16 protein-coding genes are annotated in these 19,333 nt (G+C 46.9%); 4 read left to right on the top strand and 12 right to left on the bottom strand.

All coding sequences use genetic code 11. The features are described 5' to 3' along the window. Nucleotides 1-36: 36 nt before the first annotated feature. Nucleotides 37-2,787, bottom strand: a complete 2,751-nt coding sequence (locus CLV42_RS25555) for a 2-oxoglutarate dehydrogenase E1 component (RefSeq protein ID WP_106604766.1) — start codon at nt 2,785-2,787, stop codon at nt 37-39. A 314-nt stretch (nt 2,788-3,101) separates the two neighbouring features. Between CLV42_RS25555 and rpsT the strand changes: the two genes are divergently transcribed. Both rpsT and CLV42_RS25565 read left to right on the top strand, forming a co-directional pair. Further along, on the top strand, nt 3,102-3,356 hold the full coding sequence (gene rpsT / locus CLV42_RS25560) for a 30S ribosomal protein S20 (protein ID WP_089834712.1): 255 nt from the start codon (nt 3,102-3,104) through the stop codon (nt 3,354-3,356). 399 nt (nt 3,357-3,755) lie between these two features. Then, nucleotides 3,756-5,513, top strand: a complete 1,758-nt coding sequence (locus CLV42_RS25565; protein WP_106604767.1) for a M14 family metallopeptidase — start codon at nt 3,756-3,758, stop codon at nt 5,511-5,513. Nucleotides 5,514-5,553: 40 nt separating this feature from the next. Here CLV42_RS25565 and CLV42_RS25570 read toward each other — a convergent pair whose 3' ends face one another. The 11 genes from CLV42_RS25570 to CLV42_RS25620 form a co-directional block, all read right to left on the bottom strand. Then, a complete protein-coding gene (locus tag CLV42_RS25570; protein ID WP_211303535.1) occupies nt 5,554-6,585 on the bottom strand; it encodes a beta-ketoacyl synthase chain length factor in 1,032 nt (343 codons plus the stop codon). 16 nt (nt 6,586-6,601) lie between these two features. Further along, nucleotides 6,602-7,816, bottom strand: coding sequence for a beta-ketoacyl-[acyl-carrier-protein] synthase family protein (locus CLV42_RS25575; RefSeq protein WP_106604769.1), 1,215 nt, complete (start codon nt 7,814-7,816; stop codon nt 6,602-6,604). 13 nt (nt 7,817-7,829) lie between these two features. Next, nucleotides 7,830-8,090 carry a phosphopantetheine-binding protein gene (locus CLV42_RS25580; protein ID WP_106604770.1) on the bottom strand — a complete coding sequence of 87 codons (261 nt, stop codon included), beginning with the start codon at nt 8,088-8,090 and terminating at the stop codon, nt 7,830-7,832. Nucleotides 8,091-8,223: 133 nt separating this feature from the next. After that, the gene (locus tag CLV42_RS25585) at nt 8,224-9,510 is read right to left on the bottom strand and encodes an ABC transporter permease (protein ID WP_106604771.1); all 1,287 of its coding nucleotides are present in this window, start codon (nt 9,508-9,510) and stop codon (nt 8,224-8,226) included. 10 nt (nt 9,511-9,520) lie between these two features. Continuing rightward, nucleotides 9,521-10,267 (bottom strand): ABC transporter ATP-binding protein, encoded by a 747-nt coding sequence (locus tag CLV42_RS25590; protein WP_170117644.1) that lies wholly within the window; start codon nt 10,265-10,267, stop codon nt 9,521-9,523. Continuing rightward, complete coding sequence (locus CLV42_RS25595; protein WP_106604772.1) at nt 10,267-11,292, bottom strand: BtrH N-terminal domain-containing protein; 1,026 nt, start codon at nt 11,290-11,292, stop codon at nt 10,267-10,269. Before CLV42_RS25595 ends, CLV42_RS25590 begins: the two co-directional genes overlap by 1 nt. A 60-nt stretch (nt 11,293-11,352) precedes the next feature. Further along, nucleotides 11,353-11,751, bottom strand: a complete 399-nt coding sequence (locus CLV42_RS25600) for a hypothetical protein (protein ID WP_106604773.1) — start codon at nt 11,749-11,751, stop codon at nt 11,353-11,355. 123 nt (nt 11,752-11,874) lie between these two features. After that, nucleotides 11,875-13,011 carry a beta-ketoacyl-ACP synthase III gene (locus tag CLV42_RS25605; protein WP_106604774.1) on the bottom strand — a complete coding sequence of 379 codons (1,137 nt, stop codon included), beginning with the start codon at nt 13,009-13,011 and terminating at the stop codon, nt 11,875-11,877. Nucleotides 13,012-13,242: 231 nt separating this feature from the next. After that, complete coding sequence (locus CLV42_RS25610) at nt 13,243-14,163, bottom strand: hypothetical protein (protein ID WP_106604775.1); 921 nt, start codon at nt 14,161-14,163, stop codon at nt 13,243-13,245. Between the two features lie 388 nt (nt 14,164-14,551). Then, on the bottom strand, nt 14,552-15,220 hold the full coding sequence (locus tag CLV42_RS25615) for a class I SAM-dependent methyltransferase (RefSeq protein WP_106604776.1): 669 nt from the start codon (nt 15,218-15,220) through the stop codon (nt 14,552-14,554). 58 nt (nt 15,221-15,278) lie between these two features. After that, a complete protein-coding gene (locus CLV42_RS25620; RefSeq protein WP_170117646.1) occupies nt 15,279-15,995 on the bottom strand; it encodes a head GIN domain-containing protein in 717 nt (238 codons plus the stop codon). A 134-nt stretch (nt 15,996-16,129) separates the two neighbouring features. On the opposite strand from CLV42_RS25620, the gene guaA reads away from it, so the two are divergent. Together guaA and CLV42_RS25630 are read left to right on the top strand one after the other, a co-directional pair. After that, nucleotides 16,130-17,668 (top strand): glutamine-hydrolyzing GMP synthase, encoded by a 1,539-nt coding sequence (gene guaA / locus CLV42_RS25625; RefSeq protein WP_106604778.1) that lies wholly within the window; start codon nt 16,130-16,132, stop codon nt 17,666-17,668. Nucleotides 17,669-17,782: 114 nt separating this feature from the next. After that, nucleotides 17,783-19,108 (top strand): ABC transporter substrate-binding protein, encoded by a 1,326-nt coding sequence (locus CLV42_RS25630; RefSeq protein WP_106604779.1) that lies wholly within the window; start codon nt 17,783-17,785, stop codon nt 19,106-19,108. The last annotated feature ends 225 nt before the right edge of the window (nt 19,109-19,333 follow it).

A 19,333-nucleotide genomic window follows, 5' to 3' on the forward strand; every position in this document is an offset into this window, starting at 1 on the left:
TAAAAGTGAAATCATTCTTCACTTTATTCTATTCATCTAAATGTTAAATGCAGTCTCAATGATTTCGAGCTGCTCACGCGCATGTACCTTCGCAAATCCTGTCGCAGTGGCTGCACTTGGATTACGGCTGATCACACCATAGTTGATCTGTTTCAGGTTCATCTGCAGATAAGAAGCAGCGCCCATATTCAGCGGCTCTTCCTGTACCCAGAACCAGGTAGCTGCTTTATACTTCTGGTTCAGCGCTTCCAGTTGTGTTACCGGCAGCGGATACAGCTGTTCCAGCCTTACAACAGCCACATCTTTCCTGTTCTCTTTCTGCTGCTTTTCACTCAGATCAAAGTACATCTTACCGGTACACAGCAGTACTTTTTTCACTTTAGATGGATCATCCACAAATTCATCATCCAGTACTTCCTTAAATCCTCCTTCTGTGAAGGCTGATATTGGCGAGTAAGAACCTACGTGCCTCAGGTTGGCTTTCGGTGCAAAGTTTACCAGCGGCTTGCGGAACGGCCAGGTTAACTGACGGCGCAATGCGTGGAAGAAGTTGGCAGATGTCGTAATATTTGTAACGATGATATTGTATTCAGCACATGCCTGCAGGAATCTTTCCGGGCGGGCATTGGAGTGGTCTGGTCCACCGCCTTCATAACCATGTGGCAATAACATTACCAGGCCATTCTGCGTTGTCCATTTCTGTTCTGCACTGCTCACATACTGGTCAATCACAGTCTGTGCACCATTGGCGAAGTCGCCATACTGTGCTTCCCACAGTACCAGGCTGTTCGGATTGGCCATAGCATAACCATATTCAAAACCCAGTACGGCAAATTCACTCAGCAGGGAGTTATAGATGCGGAACTGCCCTTGTTTTTCCTGCAATGATCCCAGCCTGCTATAGGTGGTGTTGGTATTCTCATCAAACAGGATAGCGTGACGGTGAGAGAAGGTACCTCTCTTCACGTCTTCCCCGCTCATACGCACATCCTTGCCTTCAGTCAGCAGGCTTGCATATGCCAGCAACTCACCGGTTGCCCAGTCCAGCTTTCCTTCTGTTTCGAACAGTTTTATTTTATCCTGCAGCAGCTTTTCCACTTTACGTAATGGCACGAAATCTTTAGGCCATTCCATCAGTTTAGCTACCAGGCGTTTTACTTCTTCTTCCTTGATCGCGGTTACAGGAGATTGCTCAAAATCTTCCGCTGTTGACTTCCGCAATGCTGCCCACCACAATTCTGGTTTCTGGTAGGTATAAGGCAGTGGATTCTGTCTCACCTCATCCAGGCGTTCCTGGAGGTCAGCCCAGAAGCTCTTCTCCATTTCCTTCGCCAGTTCCTGTACTTCCACTTCTCCTGCCTGTAACAGTTTCTGGGTGTACACTTCCCTTGGGTTCGGATGTTTGTCGATCAGTGCATACAGGCTTGGCTGGGTGAACTTAGGCTCATCACCTTCGTTGTGCCCGTGCTTACGGTAGCACAGTAAGTCGATAAAGATGTCTGAATTGAATTCCTGTCTGTAACGGGCTGCTATCTCAGCTACTTTCACCACTGCTTCTGCATCGTCGCCATTCACATGGAATACAGGCGCCTGTACGGTAGAAGCGATACTGGTACAATAGTCGGAGGAGCGGGCATCGTCAAAGTCAGTGGTGAACCCAATCTGGTTGTTAATCACCAGGTGCATGGTACCACCGGTGTAATACCCTTTCAGGTTGCTCATCTGGATGAGCTCATATATTACGCCCTGTCCTGCTACGGCGGCATCGCCGTGGATCAGGATCGGGAGGATCTTGTCGTAGTCGCTGTTGTAAATCACATCGGCTTTACTGCGGGCATAACCTGTTACCAGCGGGTCTACCACTTCCAGGTGGGAAGGGTTGGGAAGGAGCTGCAGGTTTACCTTGTGGCCGGCGGGTGTTTCCACGATGGAACGGAAGCCCAGGTGATATTTCACGTCGCCACTCCCCATGGTGAGGTCTGGTACTGCATGACCTTCAAATTCGTTGAAGATCTGCTCATACGTTTTACCCAGGATATTTGCCAATACGTTCAGACGGCCACGGTGCGCCATACCGATCACCGCTTCCTGCACGCCTTCGGCAGCAGCGGTGTTGATGATAGCATCCAGGGCAGGAATAGTGTTTTCGCCACCTTCCAGGCCGAAACGTTTCTGACCAATATATTTAGTGTGGAGGAATTTTTCGAACATTACGCCCTGGTTCAGTTTCAGCAGGACACGCTTCTTTCCTTCCAGGGATAGTGGTTGCTGCAGGGTGTTTTCCATTTCACGCTGTAGCCACTCTACTTTCTTCGCGTCATTGACATAAGTAAATTCCAGCCCTACTGCCGCAGCATATACCTGCTTCAGTCGGTTCACGATATTTTCCAGGCTTGTTTTACCAAGGCCCAGTACCTGACCGGCATAGAATTCTGTTTTCAGATCTGCGTCTCCCAGGCCATAAAAAGAAATATCCAGGTTGGCTTGTCTGTCCTTTCTTTCGCGTATCGGGTTTGTTTTTGAGATCAGATGTCCTTTTTTGCGATAGGCCTGTATCAGTCTGTAAACATTGAGTTCCTTTGTTAACTGGTCACTGCTTACCGGAAGACCGGCGCCCGCCGCTCCCGGCGCTCCTGCTTTTCCATTAACGTTGCTTACCGCAAAGTCAAATCCTTCAAAAAACTTGCTCCATTCCGGGTCTACTGCGCCAGGGTCTTTACGGTAATCCTGGTATAAAGATTCAATGTAGGCAGGATGTGAGTTGGTAACAAATGAGAAGTCCTTCATTTACAACGAGTTTTGCTAAAGCTTCGATTCAAATTGCTATTCTGTTGAATGCCCCGTATATAATATATGGGATTGCAAATATCGTAGCTTTTTTGTGAAAGAAAAACGGAAAAATCGGGAACGTCTAAAGCTTAATCAGGAACACTTAATCTGCTTTTCTTATATTAACCGGTTTTCACTTGATTTTATTCAGTTTTACTAATTTTGCGTCTATAGTACGGGTATCTGTTCAAATATTCCCAGGAATTTCGTTTTTATTTGTTTTCTATTGAAGTAATACATACCTTTGCCGTCCGAAACTTGAAATAAGAAAAATGGCAAACCATAAAGCAACGAAAAAAGACGTACGTCAGAGCAGAAAACGGAATGAGCGTAACCGTTACTACGGTAAAACTACCCGTAATGCTATCCGTGATCTGAAGAAATTGACTGAAAAGGCGGCTGCTGACGATAAGTTGTCTGATGTGATCTCTATGATCGACAAGTTGGCTAAACGTAATGTTATTCATAAAAATAAAGCAGCCAACCTGAAGAGCAAACTTTCTAAGAAAGTTAACGCCCTCGCGTAATAGCGCTTTAGTCTAAAATAATTTAGCTCTTCCTGTATGCAGGAAGGGCTTTTTGTTTTGCCGGTTTGTCCCTCACCCGGAGTCGCATTTTACCCGGGGTTGCCCCCTGCGCTACAAACAACACGGCTCCTATGGAGCCGATTGAAGCGATTGATGCCGTTATGCCGTCCCGGAATTATTAACCCGTGACAGGAACACACAGCTCTGACGAAACCCCATCTACGAAGCCTCACACCGCCCGTGTAATTCTCCCCCCTACAACACAACAGAAATATAAAAACCCAATATATTCCACTATTTTGTTGCCCCGGTATTAGATAATATGCATTTCAATCCGTTCAATACCGACTCAATACAACAAAGTCAACCAAGACCATACAAAGTTCGCTTTTTTATACAATGAAGAAAATTATCAGAACCGCCGCCCTGCTGGCGCTATGCTGCTCCTGGCTACCCACTGCAGCACAGGACCTGACCACCCGCTTTGAGAAAACACAGGGACAGGAAACAGCTACTTACGAGGAATGCATTGCTTACTACCAGCAACTGGACAAACGCTTCCCACAGATCTCCATGAGAGAAATGGGCCCTACAGACGCCGGCTTCCCGCTGCACCTGGTCATATACTCCCCTTCCGGAGATTTCAACTTTGCCAGCCTGCGCAAAAAGAATAAACGCATCATCCTCATCAATAATGGCATTCACTCCGGTGAACCGGATGGTATCGACGCATCTATGATGCTCCTAAGAGACCTGGCACTGGGTAAAAAGAAACTGCCTGATAATATCATACTGGCTGTCATCCCTGTTTATAACATCGGCGGCGCACTGAACCGCAGCACCAATTACCGGGTGGATCAGAATGGTCCTGCGGCCTTCGGATCCCGTGGGAATGCCCGGAACTACGACCTGAACCGCGACTTTATTAAAGCCGATTCCCGTAATGCCCGTTCCTTCCAGCAGATCTATCAGCTGACCGATCCGGACGTTTTTGTAGACAACCACGTAAGTAACGGCGCTGATTATCAGCATGTCATGACCTTATTATCTACCGAACATAACAAAATGGGCGGTGCCATGGGTAACTTCCTCCATGACGAATTCGAACCCGGCATCTACCAGCTGATGAAAGAAAAAGGTTATGACCTGGTGCCTTATGTCAATCACTTTGGCGAGACACCCGAAAACGGCTGGATCACCTATGCTGACGGTCCCCGCTATTCCAGCGGTTACACCACCCTCTTCCATACCTTCGGATTTGTGCCCGAAACACATATGCTAAAGCCTTATCCTCAGCGGGTACAGGCTACCTATGCACTCATGGAATCATTCATCAGCTTCGTCAGCACACATAGCGAACAGATTAAAACCCTGCGCGCAGAAACCAAAGAAAAGGAAAAGACACAGACCTACTTCCCGCTGGAATGGAAAGAGGATACCACCCACTTCAGCTATATCAACTTTAAAGGTTATGCTGCTGGCCACAAGCCCAGCGAGATCTCCGGTGAACCACGCCTCTATTATGACCGGACTAAACCCTTCGAAAAACAGGTAAAGTTCTACGACCATGTATTAGCACGGAACGAGATTCAACGGCCAGAAGCCTATGTCATCCCACAAGGCTGGTGGAACGTCCTGGATCTGCTGAAGAACAATAATGTGCAAATGAGGCGTTTTACACAGGATACCACCATCTATGTGGAGACTTACCACATAGACGACTATAAAACTTCACCACGCCCTTATGAAGGCCATTATATCCACAGTGATGTAAAAGTATCTGTTACCAAAGACACTATGCACTTCAGAAAAGGAGATTATTACATTCCGATGAACCAGGTGGCTAACCGCTACCTGATCGAAACACTGGAACCTACCGGAGGCGATTCCTTCTTTGCATGGAACTTCTTTGATCCTATCCTCGCAAGAAAAGAAGGATATTCCCATTATGTGTTTGAGGATATTGCCGCTGAATATCTGAAGTCCAATCCGGCCTTACAGGAGCAGTTGAAACAGAAAAGAGCAACTGACAGCACTTTCGCGAAGAGCGGTGATGCACAGTTACGTTTCGTCTATGAACATTCTCCTTATGCAGAACCAGGATATCTCAGGTATCCGGTGTTCAGGATCGCAAGAGTGAAGGCTTTATATAAATGATTACTTAAAGGCTGTCCGATACTCCGGGCGGCCTTTTTGTTTACACTGCCTGTACCAGCATAAACGTATGCTGCTCTCCAAAGAAGTGATTATAGATCAGGACATTCCGCAGTCTTGCAGGCGGCTGCTGCAACATCGGGAACCATTGTGAAGGGATCTGCTGTTGTTTCAGCATCTGCCCTGCCAGCCAGAGGGCAAAGGCACCGGCAGTTTCGTAATCGCCACTCAGATGCTTGAAAGGCAATTGCGGGCAATGGGTCAGATCGTTCAGTACCTCGTAATAATGCGCATGATTGCTGTCTGCATTCGCGCCCGTCAGTACCAGGTCTATATCTGTTACCTGCAGACCATTTTTCTGCAGGAATTGAGGCAATGCGGTTTTTAATTTCCCGGGGGATGGCTTATATAACATTTCCAATCCTCCGATCTGTGCATAACTCTGCGCTGTAGCTGTCGGAGCCAGCAAAAAGAAGATGGCCCCTTCTCCGGAAATCGTCCCGGGTGAGACATGTTCATACAGCGCATCATTGGATATGACTTCTTTCTTCCAATGACCAATACGCCCTTTTATAAAGAAGTGTTCAGGCGTGATCTCATCAAATGCACCCGCCAATACATCCGGTGTTCCTTCATGTAATAGCAGCATGCTGTCCAGCAAGGCGTGTTCAAATGAAAAACCACGATGTACGAACGTATTGTTGTACTGTGTACATTTCTGCTGTAATGCGATCAGGCCATTTACGGCATTATAGGTAGATTGAATAAACGGCGTAGGATTCAGGGCCTTCTCTTCGTAATCACGGATCTCTTTAATAAAACGTTCTGTATCCTGCAGACTGCCCTTGCCGGTACCGGTCACAATAGCACCAGGAACAGCAATACCGCTGTCCTGCAGGCACTTCAGCGATGCAGCCAGTCCCATTTTAAGCACGCGCGTCATACGACGCAGACTATTGGGGGCGATAAAGGAACGATAATCAGGTTCTACACAGGAAAGCATATTTCCATGGGTCACCACCAATGGCTGCGACAGGTCTCCCTCAAATGTATGCTGGGGGGTAATGGCGGCCATTCCCTGTATGTAACACTTACCCTTCATATTTGCTGATCAGCAGGGAGGCATTGTTGCCGCCAAAACCAAATGAATTTGACAGCACATGACGCACGGGATATTGCTCCAGCAACTGGGTTTCCGGCGTAATGTTCAATTCCTGCATTTTGTCTTTGAAGTGAAGATTAGGAAATATTATCTGATGAGAGATCGCTAATACGGCATAGATAGCTTCTATCCCTCCTGCTGCTGCCAACGCATGACCAGTAAATGGTTTTGTGCTGCTGAACTTCGGCACGTTCTCACCAAACAAACGTTGTAAGGCCATCCCCTCTGCCACATCATTGCTGAGTGTAGCGGTGCCATGCACATTCACATACTGGATATCTGCAGGTGTACAACCGCCCATTTCCATCGCTGTTTTCATAGCGGCATAGGCACCGTCTCCATCAGGGGAAGGCGCTGTAGGATGGAATGCTTCATTGGTATTGGCATAACCATCCAGTACAGCCAGTACAGTGGCATTCCGTTCTTTTACGAGCGATTCGCTTTCCAGTACCAGGTAAGCCGCACCCTCTCCCAGATTCAGTCCGTTACGGTCATTATCAAAAGGACGACAGGGGCGTTTATCTATATTCTTTAGCGAGTTAAAACCATTCAGGGTGAAGCGGGTCAGAGCTTCTGTACCTCCGCAGATCACCCGGCGTACTAAGCCGGCTTTGATCAGTCTTGCACCATACATCAACGCATTGGCAGAAGAGGAACAGGCCGTGCTGATAGTAGTCATTGGCCCGTTAATACCCACTACTTCAGCAATCTGTTGTGTGCAATCGGCACAATCCAGGGTATCGATATATTTAACGAAATCACCTGTTTTTTCCGGGTCAGCAATGTCGAAATAAACATTCTCTGTATCACACATGCCCCCTACGGTAGAGGCATTTATAAAGCCGGTAGATTCATCCTCCAGGCTATCGAGACCTGCATGCTGCAATGCTTCCTGCATGGCAATCAAGCCCAGTAAAGCCGTGCGGGTATATCCCTCTTTACCGGCTACACCAGCCATTTCACTGAGCGCAGGCGTAGTATGCTTTACTTCGGCTACTGGTAAAACGGCTTTGTAAATAGTATCGAGCTGCCTGGTGAAATCCAGACCACTCTTCTGCGCACGCAGGCTCCGGAGATTGTCTGCGACGTTATCACCAATGGCGGTGATCATGCCTAAGCCTGTTATAAACACTCTTTCCGCCATGCCTGGATACTACTTACGCAGGTTGTTGTTTGGATTGAATAAATTCTGCCATAGACTGAACAGACTGTAATATCTTTCTTCCTTCACGTGGATCTTCTACTTTGATCTGGTATTGCCTTTCCAGTAATACCATCAGCTCAAGGGAGTCAATGCTGTCGAGCCCCAGACCGTCACCAAACAAGGGTGCGTTATCATCAATGTCTTCAGGACGTGTGTCCTGCAGATTCAGTGCCTCGATAATCTGAACTTTCAATTTCTGTTTTAATTCTTCCATAGTATTGTTGCAGGTTTATGTTCCCCTTTATCCCGGGAACCTGGCCACCATCCGCAATTTTCCTGCCAGGTGAGCCGTAAAAATACAGTTTTACGTTCAATAGTCAATGCACGCCATACCCAGCAGTCGTCGCCTAGCTGAGCCTCCTCTTTTCTATCACAGCTGCGGTACACAAAAGCGCTACCGCAAAGAATACCAGCTTCCCCACATGCCCCCAGATATGCCCCACACCTACATTCCGCAGGTAGATATCGTTGATGGCATCCAGTCCCCAGCTAAGCGGCGACAGGTGACCAATGAACTGCATATGTGAAGGCATGATCTCCAGCGGGATCCAGATACCGCCAATGGCAGAAAGGATCACAATGGAAATAGCACCAAAATTCAATGCCTGATTAGGCGTTTTAAACACAGTGCCTACCAGTATGCCATAAGATGTGGATGCCAACCCGATGCCAACCGCCACAACGAACGCTGCCAGCCAGCTCTGTCCCAGCATCAGTTTGGGCAATCCTAACAGTGGTAACAGGTAAATACCTACCTGCATCATCAGGTAGAATTGCACTACACATACGCCTACAAAGAACAACATCTTACCTGTTAGTATAGCCAGGTAAGAACCCGGTATCAGCTTCATTCTCAGCAGGCTGCCATCTTCCCGTTCTCTGATCATATTACCCCCAATAGGTATCACAATAAAGAACATGGCAAAGATGCTCCATGCCGGTACATTGTGCTGCACTGAATTGGATATCACATCTATCTCCTGTGAAGGCCCTGTCAGCTGCTCTTTCAGCCCTACAGCCTTGAGCTGTATCACCATAGAATCAGTTTCCTGAACGTCTTTCCTCTTCAGTTGCTGTTTGATCCTTTCCAGCAGCAGGTCTGTTTCCACCTGCGTCAGGAAGTTATCCAGCGCCTGATGAATAGCGCTTTTAAAGGCTTTCTTCGAAGCAGGATCAAAATAGATGGTCACATTCAGTGAATCCTTACGGGTGCTTACCGGCAAAACGCCCGGCATGCTCATACGCTTCAAAATATCATTGACGATCTTATTCGCATTGCTCACAATAGCGCCGGTAGCGCCCGGAGGAATGATGATGCAGATCTTGTAATCTCCTTCATTTACCAGATCCCTGGCTTGTTGCTCGGTGAGCAGCTGGCCTTTTACCGAATCTATCACCCGGAACTGCTCACTGTATTCCAATCCTTCCCTGATATATTTTCCCAGGCGACCATGATCGTTATCCACAGTCAGGATGTCAAATCTCAACTCCTGGTAATCACGGAAAGGCGCATCTTCTATCATAGCCATTACTGTGATCAATATCAGCGGCAGGACAAACAGCAACGTCAGCCCTGTCCTGTCGCGCAACAGTAATAACCATTCTTTTCGTATCGTAGCCAGTAGTCGTAACATCCGGTTTTTATTAATCTCTCAATGCGTGTCCGGTATAATGCAGGAACACGTCTTCCAGGTTGCGGCATTCAGGATGCCTTGCAATCAGCTCGGTAGTGCCGCCCTGTACGACTGCCCTACCCTCATCTATGATGGCTACTTCCTGGCAGATCGTCTGTGCTTCATCCAGCAAGTGTGAAGTATATACGATACTTACTCCCTGCTGGTTATAATCGCGGAGGAACTGCAGTATCATACTGCGCGATTGTACGTCCACACCAGCAGTAGGCTCGTCCAGCACCAGCAGCTGTGGCTGATGTAAGATGGCTGCTATGATATTGGTACGGCGTTTCATACCGCCTGAAAAATGATGCACCTGTTTATGGCCATTCTTTTCCAGCCCGAATGCCTGCAGGTATTCATCAATACGGCTGCGCAGAGACTTCCCTTTCAGCCCATACAGGTTGCCGAAGTATTCCAGGTTTTCAACAGCAGTGAGATGGGGAAATAATGCGATCTGCTGGGGCACAATACCAATCAGTCCTTTAATGGCTTCACGGTTCGTGGCATTTTGCGGCAGATCGAAGATCTGTACCTTACCTGTATCAGCTTTTACCAGACCACATAAAATGGAAATAGTAGTGGTTTTACCAGCGCCATTAGGTCCCAGCAGGCCCACGATGGCCCCTTTCGGGAAACTAAAGCTCAGGCCTTTCAATGATGGTTCCAGCGCTCCTTTATATGTTTTGTGCAGATCCTGCACCAGAATGCTGGTCATTATAACTTTACTTTCGACAATTTACGGAATAGTACTTCCTCTTCTGCTGCGCATTGCATCAACATTTCACTCAGTTCCGCATAAGATATATTATTCACGCTCCTGCTCTTACATACCCTGCCTGCATTGAAGGCGAAGTTGCGCCAGGTGTCTCCTATTTTGGTCAGCTCTGCAGACATCTCAGACAATTCCTCCCGTTTCAGAATCCCTGCTGCTTCCTGTAAAAAGGCGGCATACATAAAGCGGAAACCTGCACCACCAGTACCGATCTCCTCCTGCATACGGATGATATTACCCAGGTACAACACCGCTTTCCTGTCCCCCACTTTCTCCGGATAATGCTTCAGGCGTTTCGCCAGGAAGCGCATGCCTTTTACACCAAAGAATGGCAACGGGATATTCAGCATATCACTGCATGCCTGTTTGATACCCTCGCGTATAGGCTGCTCAAATGATACCTCCTTAGGTACTTCTACCGGGTAATACATTTTTCCCTTCGGCGCAGGGAAGCCCTTTGCAAAGCGGGCTTCCGCCAGGCTTTTAGGATCTATCTCCGTCACCGTCTCCATGATCGGATCGCTGATACGATAGTTGTCGCCGTCCTTTCCGAATGCCACCAGGTTGTGGGCATTGAAATGGAAACGATATGCCGGCGGGAAATAAGGCAGATAATATACACTGGACAGCAGTCCTACAGGCCTGCCTGTTTCCAGCACACGGTCCAGTGCTTCCATGCCTTTCTCGGGACTGGAAAAGGTCTGTGATTCCATTTTAACCCCCAGCCGTTTGCATACTCTTTTGAAGATAGCGCCCGGCACCACACGGTAAGTCGTACCCGGTACCCCGTTCACCTTTACGAAAGGCAGGTGTCCGAAGAAAATACCGGCTCCAATACCAAACGCCATTGGCTCACTGATCTGTAAACCATAATGGCGGAAGATATTTGAAATAACCCCACTCTCACAATGTGCGGTCTGCACGTGGTTGAACTGAATATCACTCATAACTTCCAGTACCTCATCCATTTGGATATAATTTATTGTACGTCTTGCAGGATTAGCTCCTGCAGGTCTTCTTACGCTTGATTATTTGATATTTCTCAACTCCTGAACACTGATCTTGAATGCTGCAGCATACTTGCGCAACATTGTATCGCTCAGTTTATTGAAGACGGCTGGTTTCATATGGCGTTTTACCTGCCACTGAAACTTACCCACATAACTGGCCAGTAACGGCAGGTCCATGATGGTCTTTTCCATGTAGTATACTACCGGACTGACTTCACCCGCCAGCACCTGCGCTTTGGCTTTTTCCACACGTTCATTGATCTCTTCCCACGCCTGCTTCATCGCCACATTCTCCGGCTCCCAGCCTACACTGGTCACCGGTACGTATTGGCCTGCATTGTCAGTGGCATAAAACAACTGTTTGAAAGTACCTTCATGCATGTTGTCACCATCCTGGGGAACTTCCTCTTTTTTCATGTGTATTATGTTTGCGCCAAATTTACATTTATTTATATACCAAAAAAGAAAGGAGCTTACGCCCCCTCTTAATTGATTAAAGATCAGGAATCAGGCATTCCTGGTTCCTGATCTGGCAATATCTTACACCACGGTAATGTGTGCATATGCATATGAGAATCTTGCACTCTCAGGCACCATCATCACAATAGTCTGTCCTTTTTTCAGCATATTGTTATTCATCAGCTCTTCCAGCATGAAATAAGGAGAGGCTGTACCCACGTTACCCACCTTGGTCAGGTTAGTAAACCATTTTTCCTGCGGAATAGGTACTCCCAGGCGGGTGATCTCTTCATCTATTTTAAAACGGAAGAATTCAGAAGATAAGTGTGGCAGGAAATAATCCAGTTTATCGAGGTCGATGTTATAACGCTCTACGAGCTCTTTCCACATTTTAGCGCCGGATGGCACAATGTTCTTACCCAGCAGGCGGGTATCCTGTTTGAAGGAGAATACGCTATGCTGCGCCCACTCTTCCGGTTTCATATCTATCCAGCCTTTAGTGGAACCGTCTTCGTTCTTGATGGAACCGGCATACATACAGGTTTCCAATTCATGCGCATAAGACGCTATTTCTACCCAGTCTACACGCAGGGAAAGACCGGTTTCATTAGGTTTATCCTGGAACAGGGCTGCACTGGCACCATCAGAAAGCATCCAGCGGAGGAAGTCTTTTTCGAAAGCGATGATCGGATTATCTTCCAGATTTTTCAGGTTCTCCGTTTCAGGCTCGAATTTCTCTGCCAGCATCCAGCTGGAGAATTTCTCTGAGCCGGTACTTACGGCATTGCTGGTATTACCACATTTGATAGACATCCAGGCATATTTGAAAGCCTGCATACCTGCAGCACAGGCGCCTGTGGCTGCTATCAATTCTACCGGCTGGCATTTCAACAGGCCATGTACCATAGCGGCATGGTTAGGCAGCAGCTGATCTGGCGAGGTGGTACCACAAGCCAGCAGTTGCATTCTGCTGATAGGGAATTTATCATCAAACAGATTGTTTACAGCCGCGGCTGTCATTTCAGCGTTCGAATGAGTCGATCTACCTTCTTTATCCAGTGAATAATAACGTGTTTTGATCTTGTTATTCCCCAGAATTCTCAGTCGGGCACGGGAAGGTTTTCCATCTACCATTCCCAAAATGCTTTCCATTTCATCATTCCCTACAGGCTCATTTGGCAAAAATTTAGATAGCCTTGTAATATAAACTTCCTTCATTTGAAATAGATTCCGTTTTTTAGTTGATGCCTATCCTACTTTAAAGACTGGCTATTGATTTACAATGGTGTACTCTCTGTCACATGAAATGTCCGGTTTGCCCCTCTTGATCCCTTTTAAACACACAAACGCCCGTAAATATAGAATACTCTACGGATATTACCGTAAAACAGTCGTTTACATGTTGTCCCCGATAATAATTACACGATAAGTATTACATGACCGGCGGTCTTAGCGCAGATGTATGCCTCTATAGTATTCTACGTCCTCCTGGAGCTGCTTCTTATTTAACGCCAGCTTGAAAACAGATGTTATTTTGGCTAAAGGCGATAATACAAAAATACCAATCAGTAACAATCCCCTGTACATCGATACTCTTCCCTGACGTTCCGGTGCTCCCGGACCTCCTTTCGCACTGATAAATTTGGACCAGTAGCGGAAAGCCCTGATACCCCTGCCTTCCAGCAGGATCAGGTTAGGCAGCAGATTAATAGCACCTAACGCCAGCAGCTGTGGTTGCAATGTATCCCACTGCCTGGTTTCCAGTGCCTTACCTATCGGTTCCGCAAAACGTACTGATTCAACTATATCTTTTTCTTGTACACCTGCTGGTGGTAACAACGTGGTTGCCTCTTTCTTTCCCTTGAACTGCCATCTCAATACGGTAATTAGTGCCACAAGGTTCGGAGATGTATCTGTGAGCACAATGTTGCCTACAAGACGCGCTCCTGCACGCTGCAGATATTCCTTCACTCTTTCCTGCGCATTCAGCCACATGTTACGACAACCCATTAATGTGATAACAGGTTTGCCTTTCAGCAGACGGCCTGCTATTTCACTCTGCAAAAATGCTGCCGTAGGTTGTGAAGGAGACAGAAACCAGGGTTGGTAAGCCAGGATTACAAGATCAAAATGTTCATCCGGGTTCACCTTCAACGGCTGAATACCTCTTGGACGTCCTAACACCGTTTCCGGCATTGTATCATAAAAAACCTGCTTTTTCCATGGGAACTCAAATGGTTGCGATGGTTTCAATTCTTCATATACAATGGTTGCTTTATCCTGTAAAGGGCCAAGCACTGTATCGATGATTCTTTTCAGTTGTCCTGTTTGTGTATAATACACAACCAGGATCTTAGGTCGTTCAATCATAAAAGGAATAGGAGGTTCAACAATATTGAAGCCGTAAACTTACGAAAAACAATATTAGGCAAAAGATATTTTTTCGTTATATGAATACCGGTCGTTAGTAAACGCTTGTTCAAATATCTTCCTAAAAGCGCACTTCCTAAAAAAGCCTGCCGGAAAGTAATGTTACTTTCCGGCAGGCGTCATATCTTTTAACTGTCATGTAAGGTAGTCACCACACAAGAAACAGTATCATCATCGTCATCGTCAATTCCAGGTCTTGTGCCTTAGCCAGGTACTGCCGTATCCTCTGCATTTTGTTTACAGCAGTACCGTGGCCAAAGGACTTAATGACTTGTTTAACAGGTACAAAGATGCTGCTTTGTACCATAACATAACTGTTAAAGAGAACTTAAATTTTTATTCCATGTAAACAAATGTTCTCTAACTCCACCATCGTACTGCCATCAGCTGACATTCTGGGTGCCTCCATCCCGGTCCTTACCTCACTTACCCTGAAGCCATTCGCTTCCAACAGTACTTTTGCCTCTTCTGCGCTATACAGGATAAAATTATCTGTGCTAAAAGGCAATTGCAGCATGGTTTCCCTGGAACGGATAGCCAGTACCAGCACTCCCCCGGTATCCAATACACGATGTATAGCGCTGAGGGCCTCGGTGGGCTCGTCCCAGAAATACAGCACATTCACCGCAAAGACCTTCGTGAAGGCGCCTGCTGCAAAAGGCATATCTTCAGTTCTGCCCAGATGTAGTTCCACACTGCCGTCTGAAATGCGGGCCTGATTCTCCCGGGTAGCTTCCGCAACCATGGTCTCAGACATATCGAGACCGGTATACCGGATCGAAGTCTCTCCTTCAAAAAGGGTAGGAATGAAGTACCCGTTCCCGAAACCTATTTCCAGTATCCTATCTCCGGATTTTATCCCCAGGAGGTCTACCGCCATTTTATAAAGAGCGGCATTCGACTTATTCATGGCAAGGCCCACCCTTATTCCGTTTTCACCTTCCGGCTGGCGTAACTGGCTGCCTACCTCTGCGGCAGTCATGGCTGACTTTCCCATAAATAGCTGTTTACGTACTAAAACTTATCCTGCATGATGTTATTAAACGGGACGGGGCTTACATCTTGTGCACAGACCCTGAACCAGCGATCTTGGAAGTCACTGATGGGGTGCCTTTATATCTTATATCGCCGGAGCCTGCGATCTTCGCTTCCAGTTTTACGCTGGCATGTACGTCTACATTACCGCTGCCCGCAATAGATATCTGGGCATTTTCGGAATGCAGGTCGCCGCCTTCGAAGTTACCACTACCTGCCAGGCTTATTTCCAGGTCTTTGGTTTCACCACTCAGCTTAATATTACCGGAGCCGGCTGAAGAAGCATCTATCTCCGGACTGTTCACCGTGCCGTCAATATTACCGGCGCCGGACAACTTCAGACGTACTTCATCGTTACTTTGCAATGTATTTGTAATGTGGATGTTACCAGAACCGGCGAGCGACAGGTAGTTAACATCGGGAGCTGTCAGTTTTATCTTGATCCCTTTGTTTGTCTTAACCGAAATATGGTCTTTCAGGTCTACAACCAGCTCACTTCCATGCACTTCCAGGCGCACGTACGGCAGAATGTTATCTTCCGCTTCAATCACCGCAGGCTGGGCGGGTCCCTGGGTAAATTCTATGTCCATGGAGCCTTTCAGTACTACTTTCTCATAATCTCCCACGGTACGGGTTTCCGTAGTCATGTTGCCGCTACCGTTGACACGCTGGCCTTCACAACTGTATTGGGTAGCAATCAATAGTGTAAGAGCAGGAATACAAATGATTTTCTTCATAAGGGTAAAGTTTGTTTGGGTTGTAAAATGGCGATTTATATACATGTAACTTACGAATATAAGAACAATCATCTACAGACTATTCCCATTTTCAAACTTGGGATTTCGTATTTGGACTTTATCTTTGCACCACCATGACAGAAAAGATACTTATACTAGACTTTGGCTCTCAATATACGCAGCTGATCGCTCGCAGTATCAGGGAGTTGAATATTTATTGCGAAATCAAGCCTTGTCTCCAGCCGGTACAATGGGATGATACAGTAAAAGGCATTATTCTCTCCGGTAGTCCGTTCTCAGTGAACGATGCCGGCGCACCAACCGTTGACATAGCTGCCATGGCGGCAAAAGTTCCTGTACTCGGTGTTTGTTACGGCGCCCAGCTTACAGCAAAGGTATTCGGGGGCGAAGTGGCCAAAAGTAGCATCCGTGAATATGGCCGTGCCTTCATGGAACATGAGAACAAGGAAGAAAAGCTCCTGTATGATATCTCTTCCCGCAGCCAGGTATGGATGAGCCACTCAGATACCATCGTACGTATGCCCGAAGGATTTGAGATCATCGCCCATACTGACAACATCCCGGTAGCGGCCTTCAAATCAGAGACCGTAGCCAAACACCCCATCCTGGGCCTGCAGTTCCACCCGGAAGTGACCCACTCCCTGGAAGGTAAACAACTGCTCCGCAACTTCCTTGTACACATCTGCGGATGTAAACAGGACTGGACCCCGGCTGCTTTTGTTCAGGAAACTGTCGACAAGATCAAAGCACAGGTAGGCGATAAAAAAGTAGTAATGGCGCTCAGCGGTGGCGTAGATTCCACCGTAGCAGCCGAACTGATACACAAAGCAATAGGAAGTAACCTGTATTGCGTATTCGTTGATAACGGCCTGCTCCGTAAGAACGAATTCGAAACCGTACTGGATTCCTATAAACACATGGGCCTGAATGTAAAAGGCGTAAACGCCAAAGATCTCTTCTACGGAGAACTGAAAGGCGTAAGCGATCCTGAGAAAAAACGTAAGATCATCGGCCGTCTCTTCATCGAAGTATTCCAGCAGGAAGCCACCCAGCTGAAAGATATCGCCTTCCTCGGTCAGGGTACTATTTATCCTGATGTGATAGAATCCGTTTCTGTAAATGGTCCTTCCGTTACCATCAAATCCCATCACAACGTAGGCGGTCTGCCGGAAAAGATGAACATGGGACTGGTAGAGCCACTGCGTTTCCTCTTCAAAGACGAGGTAAGACGTGTAGGCCGTGAAATAGGTATCAGCGAAATCTTCCTGGGTCGTCACCCTTTCCCTGGACCGGGTCTGGCTATCCGCATCCTGGGCGAGATCACTCCTGAAAAAGTAGCGATGCTGCAGGAAGCAGACGCCGTATATATCGACGGGCTCCGTGAAGCAGAACTGTATGATAAAGTATGGCAGGCAGGAACCATCCTGTTGCCAGTACAGAGCGTAGGGGTAATGGGCGATGAAAGGACCTATGAATTCACTGTAGCCCTCCGTGCGGTAACTTCTGTTGATGGTATGACTGCCGACTGGGCACACCTGCCGTACGAGTTCCTGGCTAAGATGTCTAACGATATTATCAATAAAGTGAAAGGTATTAATCGTGTGGTATACGATATCAGCTCCAAACCACCGGCTACTATCGAATGGGAATAATTCCCTGAGCTTTGAGTAGAAACGCTTAACACTGAGTATTTTATACATTTACACTTCAGTGTTAAGCGTTTCTTGTTCAGCGCCTGGGAACGATTTTTGTAATTAATCATCGCTATGAGTAAATCCAAAATATGCAGTCTGATGGTCACTGCCTGCGCACTGACCATTCTGCTGTCTGCCTGTTCACTGTTCAAAAGCAGTAGCAGCAGCACCCCTACTGCTCCGCCAACAACTGTCACAAAACCTAAAGAGGAAGAAAAGAAAAACGACGAGAAAAAGAACGACGTCAAAGCAGCCCCTTTCAACGTACCGGCATTTGGCCGTGAAGTGAAAAAAAGTGCTTACAACATTGCGCTCTTTGCTCCCCTCTATCTCGACTCTGTTTTTACAAATGGTACAGAAATTTCCGGTCGCACGCTGCCCCGTTATGTATTGCCTGGCCTTGATTTTTACGAAGGTGCCCAGCTGGCGCTCGACAGCCTGCAACAGCAAGGCGTAAAACTCAATGTTTTCGTATACGACAGCAAATCCCGGACAAACAGTGTCGACAATCTCACCAGGAATAAATCACTGGATAGCGTAGACCTCATTATTGCTGCAGTAGGCTCCCCCGAGATACAGGAACTCAGCAATGTAGCCCGGAAAAGAGAGATCAACCTGGTATCTGCCACTTATCCCAATGATGGTGGTATTACAGCAAATCCGTTCCTGCTGATCACCAACAGCATGCTCCGGACGCATGAAGAAGCCCTTCATCGTTATTTGCAGGAAACATTCGCTACCAAGAACATCCTGCTGTTCCACCGTAACAGTGCCTTTGAGAAACGTATTGCTGCCGATTTCAAGTCCGACTTCGAAAAGATGCAGAATCCAAAGAAATCACGTATTCGTGAAGTGATCTGGAGTGATGCTATGACAGATGCGGAATTGTCCCAGTTCCTGCTCACAGACAGGCCTAACCTCTGTATCATTACTGCCCTGGATGAGACCAACGCAAAGGCCATCCTGCGTAAACTGAGCGTACAGACCGGCACTTATCCTATCCAGGTATATGGTATGCCCACCTGGGATATCATGAAGTTTAAAGAGCCTGAATTGAAGGATATGCAGATCTATTACACATCTCCTTACTTCAACGATAAGACAAACACTTACAGTCATTATATCACGGACTATTTCAAGCGCATCTACAAATCCCGCCCTTCAGATATGGCGTTCAAAGGATTTGAGCTGACCTGGTATTTCGTAAAACAGCTGAGTGATAAAGGCGTTTACTTCAACGGTAGCCTGAACGATCCTTCGAAAAAAGTGTTCAACAGTCTCAATTATCAGCCGGTATACCTGAAAGAAGGCAACACTACGCCTGATTATTTTGAGAATAAGAGCATCAACATCATACAGAAGAACGATAGCAGCGATATAAGGATGAATTTCCAGTAAACATTTGGGTTTTGTTCTTTAACGGAAAGAGGGTGTCGGGTTACAGCGGCGCCCTCTTTTTTTTCTACCTGTAGCATCTATCTGCATATAGCCCCCCTATTGACAAGGTACAGATCTCGTTCTGATACCGTACAAACAATGTTTCAGCTATGTTCATCTTACGTTCATCCTACGTTCATGAACGTAGGATGAACGTAAGATGAACATAGCTGAAACATTGTTTGT

This window comes from Chitinophaga ginsengisoli (genome assembly GCF_003014595.1).
Classification (GTDB): Bacteria; Bacteroidota; Bacteroidia; order Chitinophagales; family Chitinophagaceae; genus Chitinophaga; species Chitinophaga ginsengisoli.

Coding starts and splice junctions, on each gene's coding strand:
- CLV42_RS25555 (WP_106604766.1), bottom strand. CDS start 2,787: ATGAAGGACTTCTCATTTGTTACCAACTCACATCCTGCCTACATTGAA.
- rpsT (WP_089834712.1), top strand. CDS start 3,102: ATGGCAAACCATAAAGCAACGAAAAAAGACGTACGTCAGAGCAGAAAA.
- CLV42_RS25565 (WP_106604767.1), top strand. CDS start 3,756: ATGAAGAAAATTATCAGAACCGCCGCCCTGCTGGCGCTATGCTGCTCC.
- CLV42_RS25570 (WP_211303535.1), bottom strand. CDS start 6,585: ATGGCCGCCATTACCCCCCAGCATACATTTGAGGGAGACCTGTCGCAG.
- CLV42_RS25575 (WP_106604769.1), bottom strand. CDS start 7,816: ATGGCGGAAAGAGTGTTTATAACAGGCTTAGGCATGATCACCGCCATT.
- CLV42_RS25580 (WP_106604770.1), bottom strand. CDS start 8,090: ATGGAAGAATTAAAACAGAAATTGAAAGTTCAGATTATCGAGGCACTG.
- CLV42_RS25585 (WP_106604771.1), bottom strand. CDS start 9,510: ATGTTACGACTACTGGCTACGATACGAAAAGAATGGTTATTACTGTTG.
- CLV42_RS25590 (WP_170117644.1), bottom strand. CDS start 10,267: ATGACCAGCATTCTGGTGCAGGATCTGCACAAAACATATAAAGGAGCG.
- CLV42_RS25595 (WP_106604772.1), bottom strand. CDS start 11,292: ATGGATGAGGTACTGGAAGTTATGAGTGATATTCAGTTCAACCACGTG.
- CLV42_RS25600 (WP_106604773.1), bottom strand. CDS start 11,751: ATGAAAAAAGAGGAAGTTCCCCAGGATGGTGACAACATGCATGAAGGT.
- CLV42_RS25605 (WP_106604774.1), bottom strand. CDS start 13,011: ATGAAGGAAGTTTATATTACAAGGCTATCTAAATTTTTGCCAAATGAG.
- CLV42_RS25610 (WP_106604775.1), bottom strand. CDS start 14,163: ATGATTGAACGACCTAAGATCCTGGTTGTGTATTATACACAAACAGGA.
- CLV42_RS25615 (WP_106604776.1), bottom strand. CDS start 15,220: ATGGGAAAGTCAGCCATGACTGCCGCAGAGGTAGGCAGCCAGTTACGC.
- CLV42_RS25620 (WP_170117646.1), bottom strand. CDS start 15,995: ATGAAGAAAATCATTTGTATTCCTGCTCTTACACTATTGATTGCTACC.
- guaA (WP_106604778.1), top strand. CDS start 16,130: ATGACAGAAAAGATACTTATACTAGACTTTGGCTCTCAATATACGCAG.
- CLV42_RS25630 (WP_106604779.1), top strand. CDS start 17,783: ATGAGTAAATCCAAAATATGCAGTCTGATGGTCACTGCCTGCGCACTG.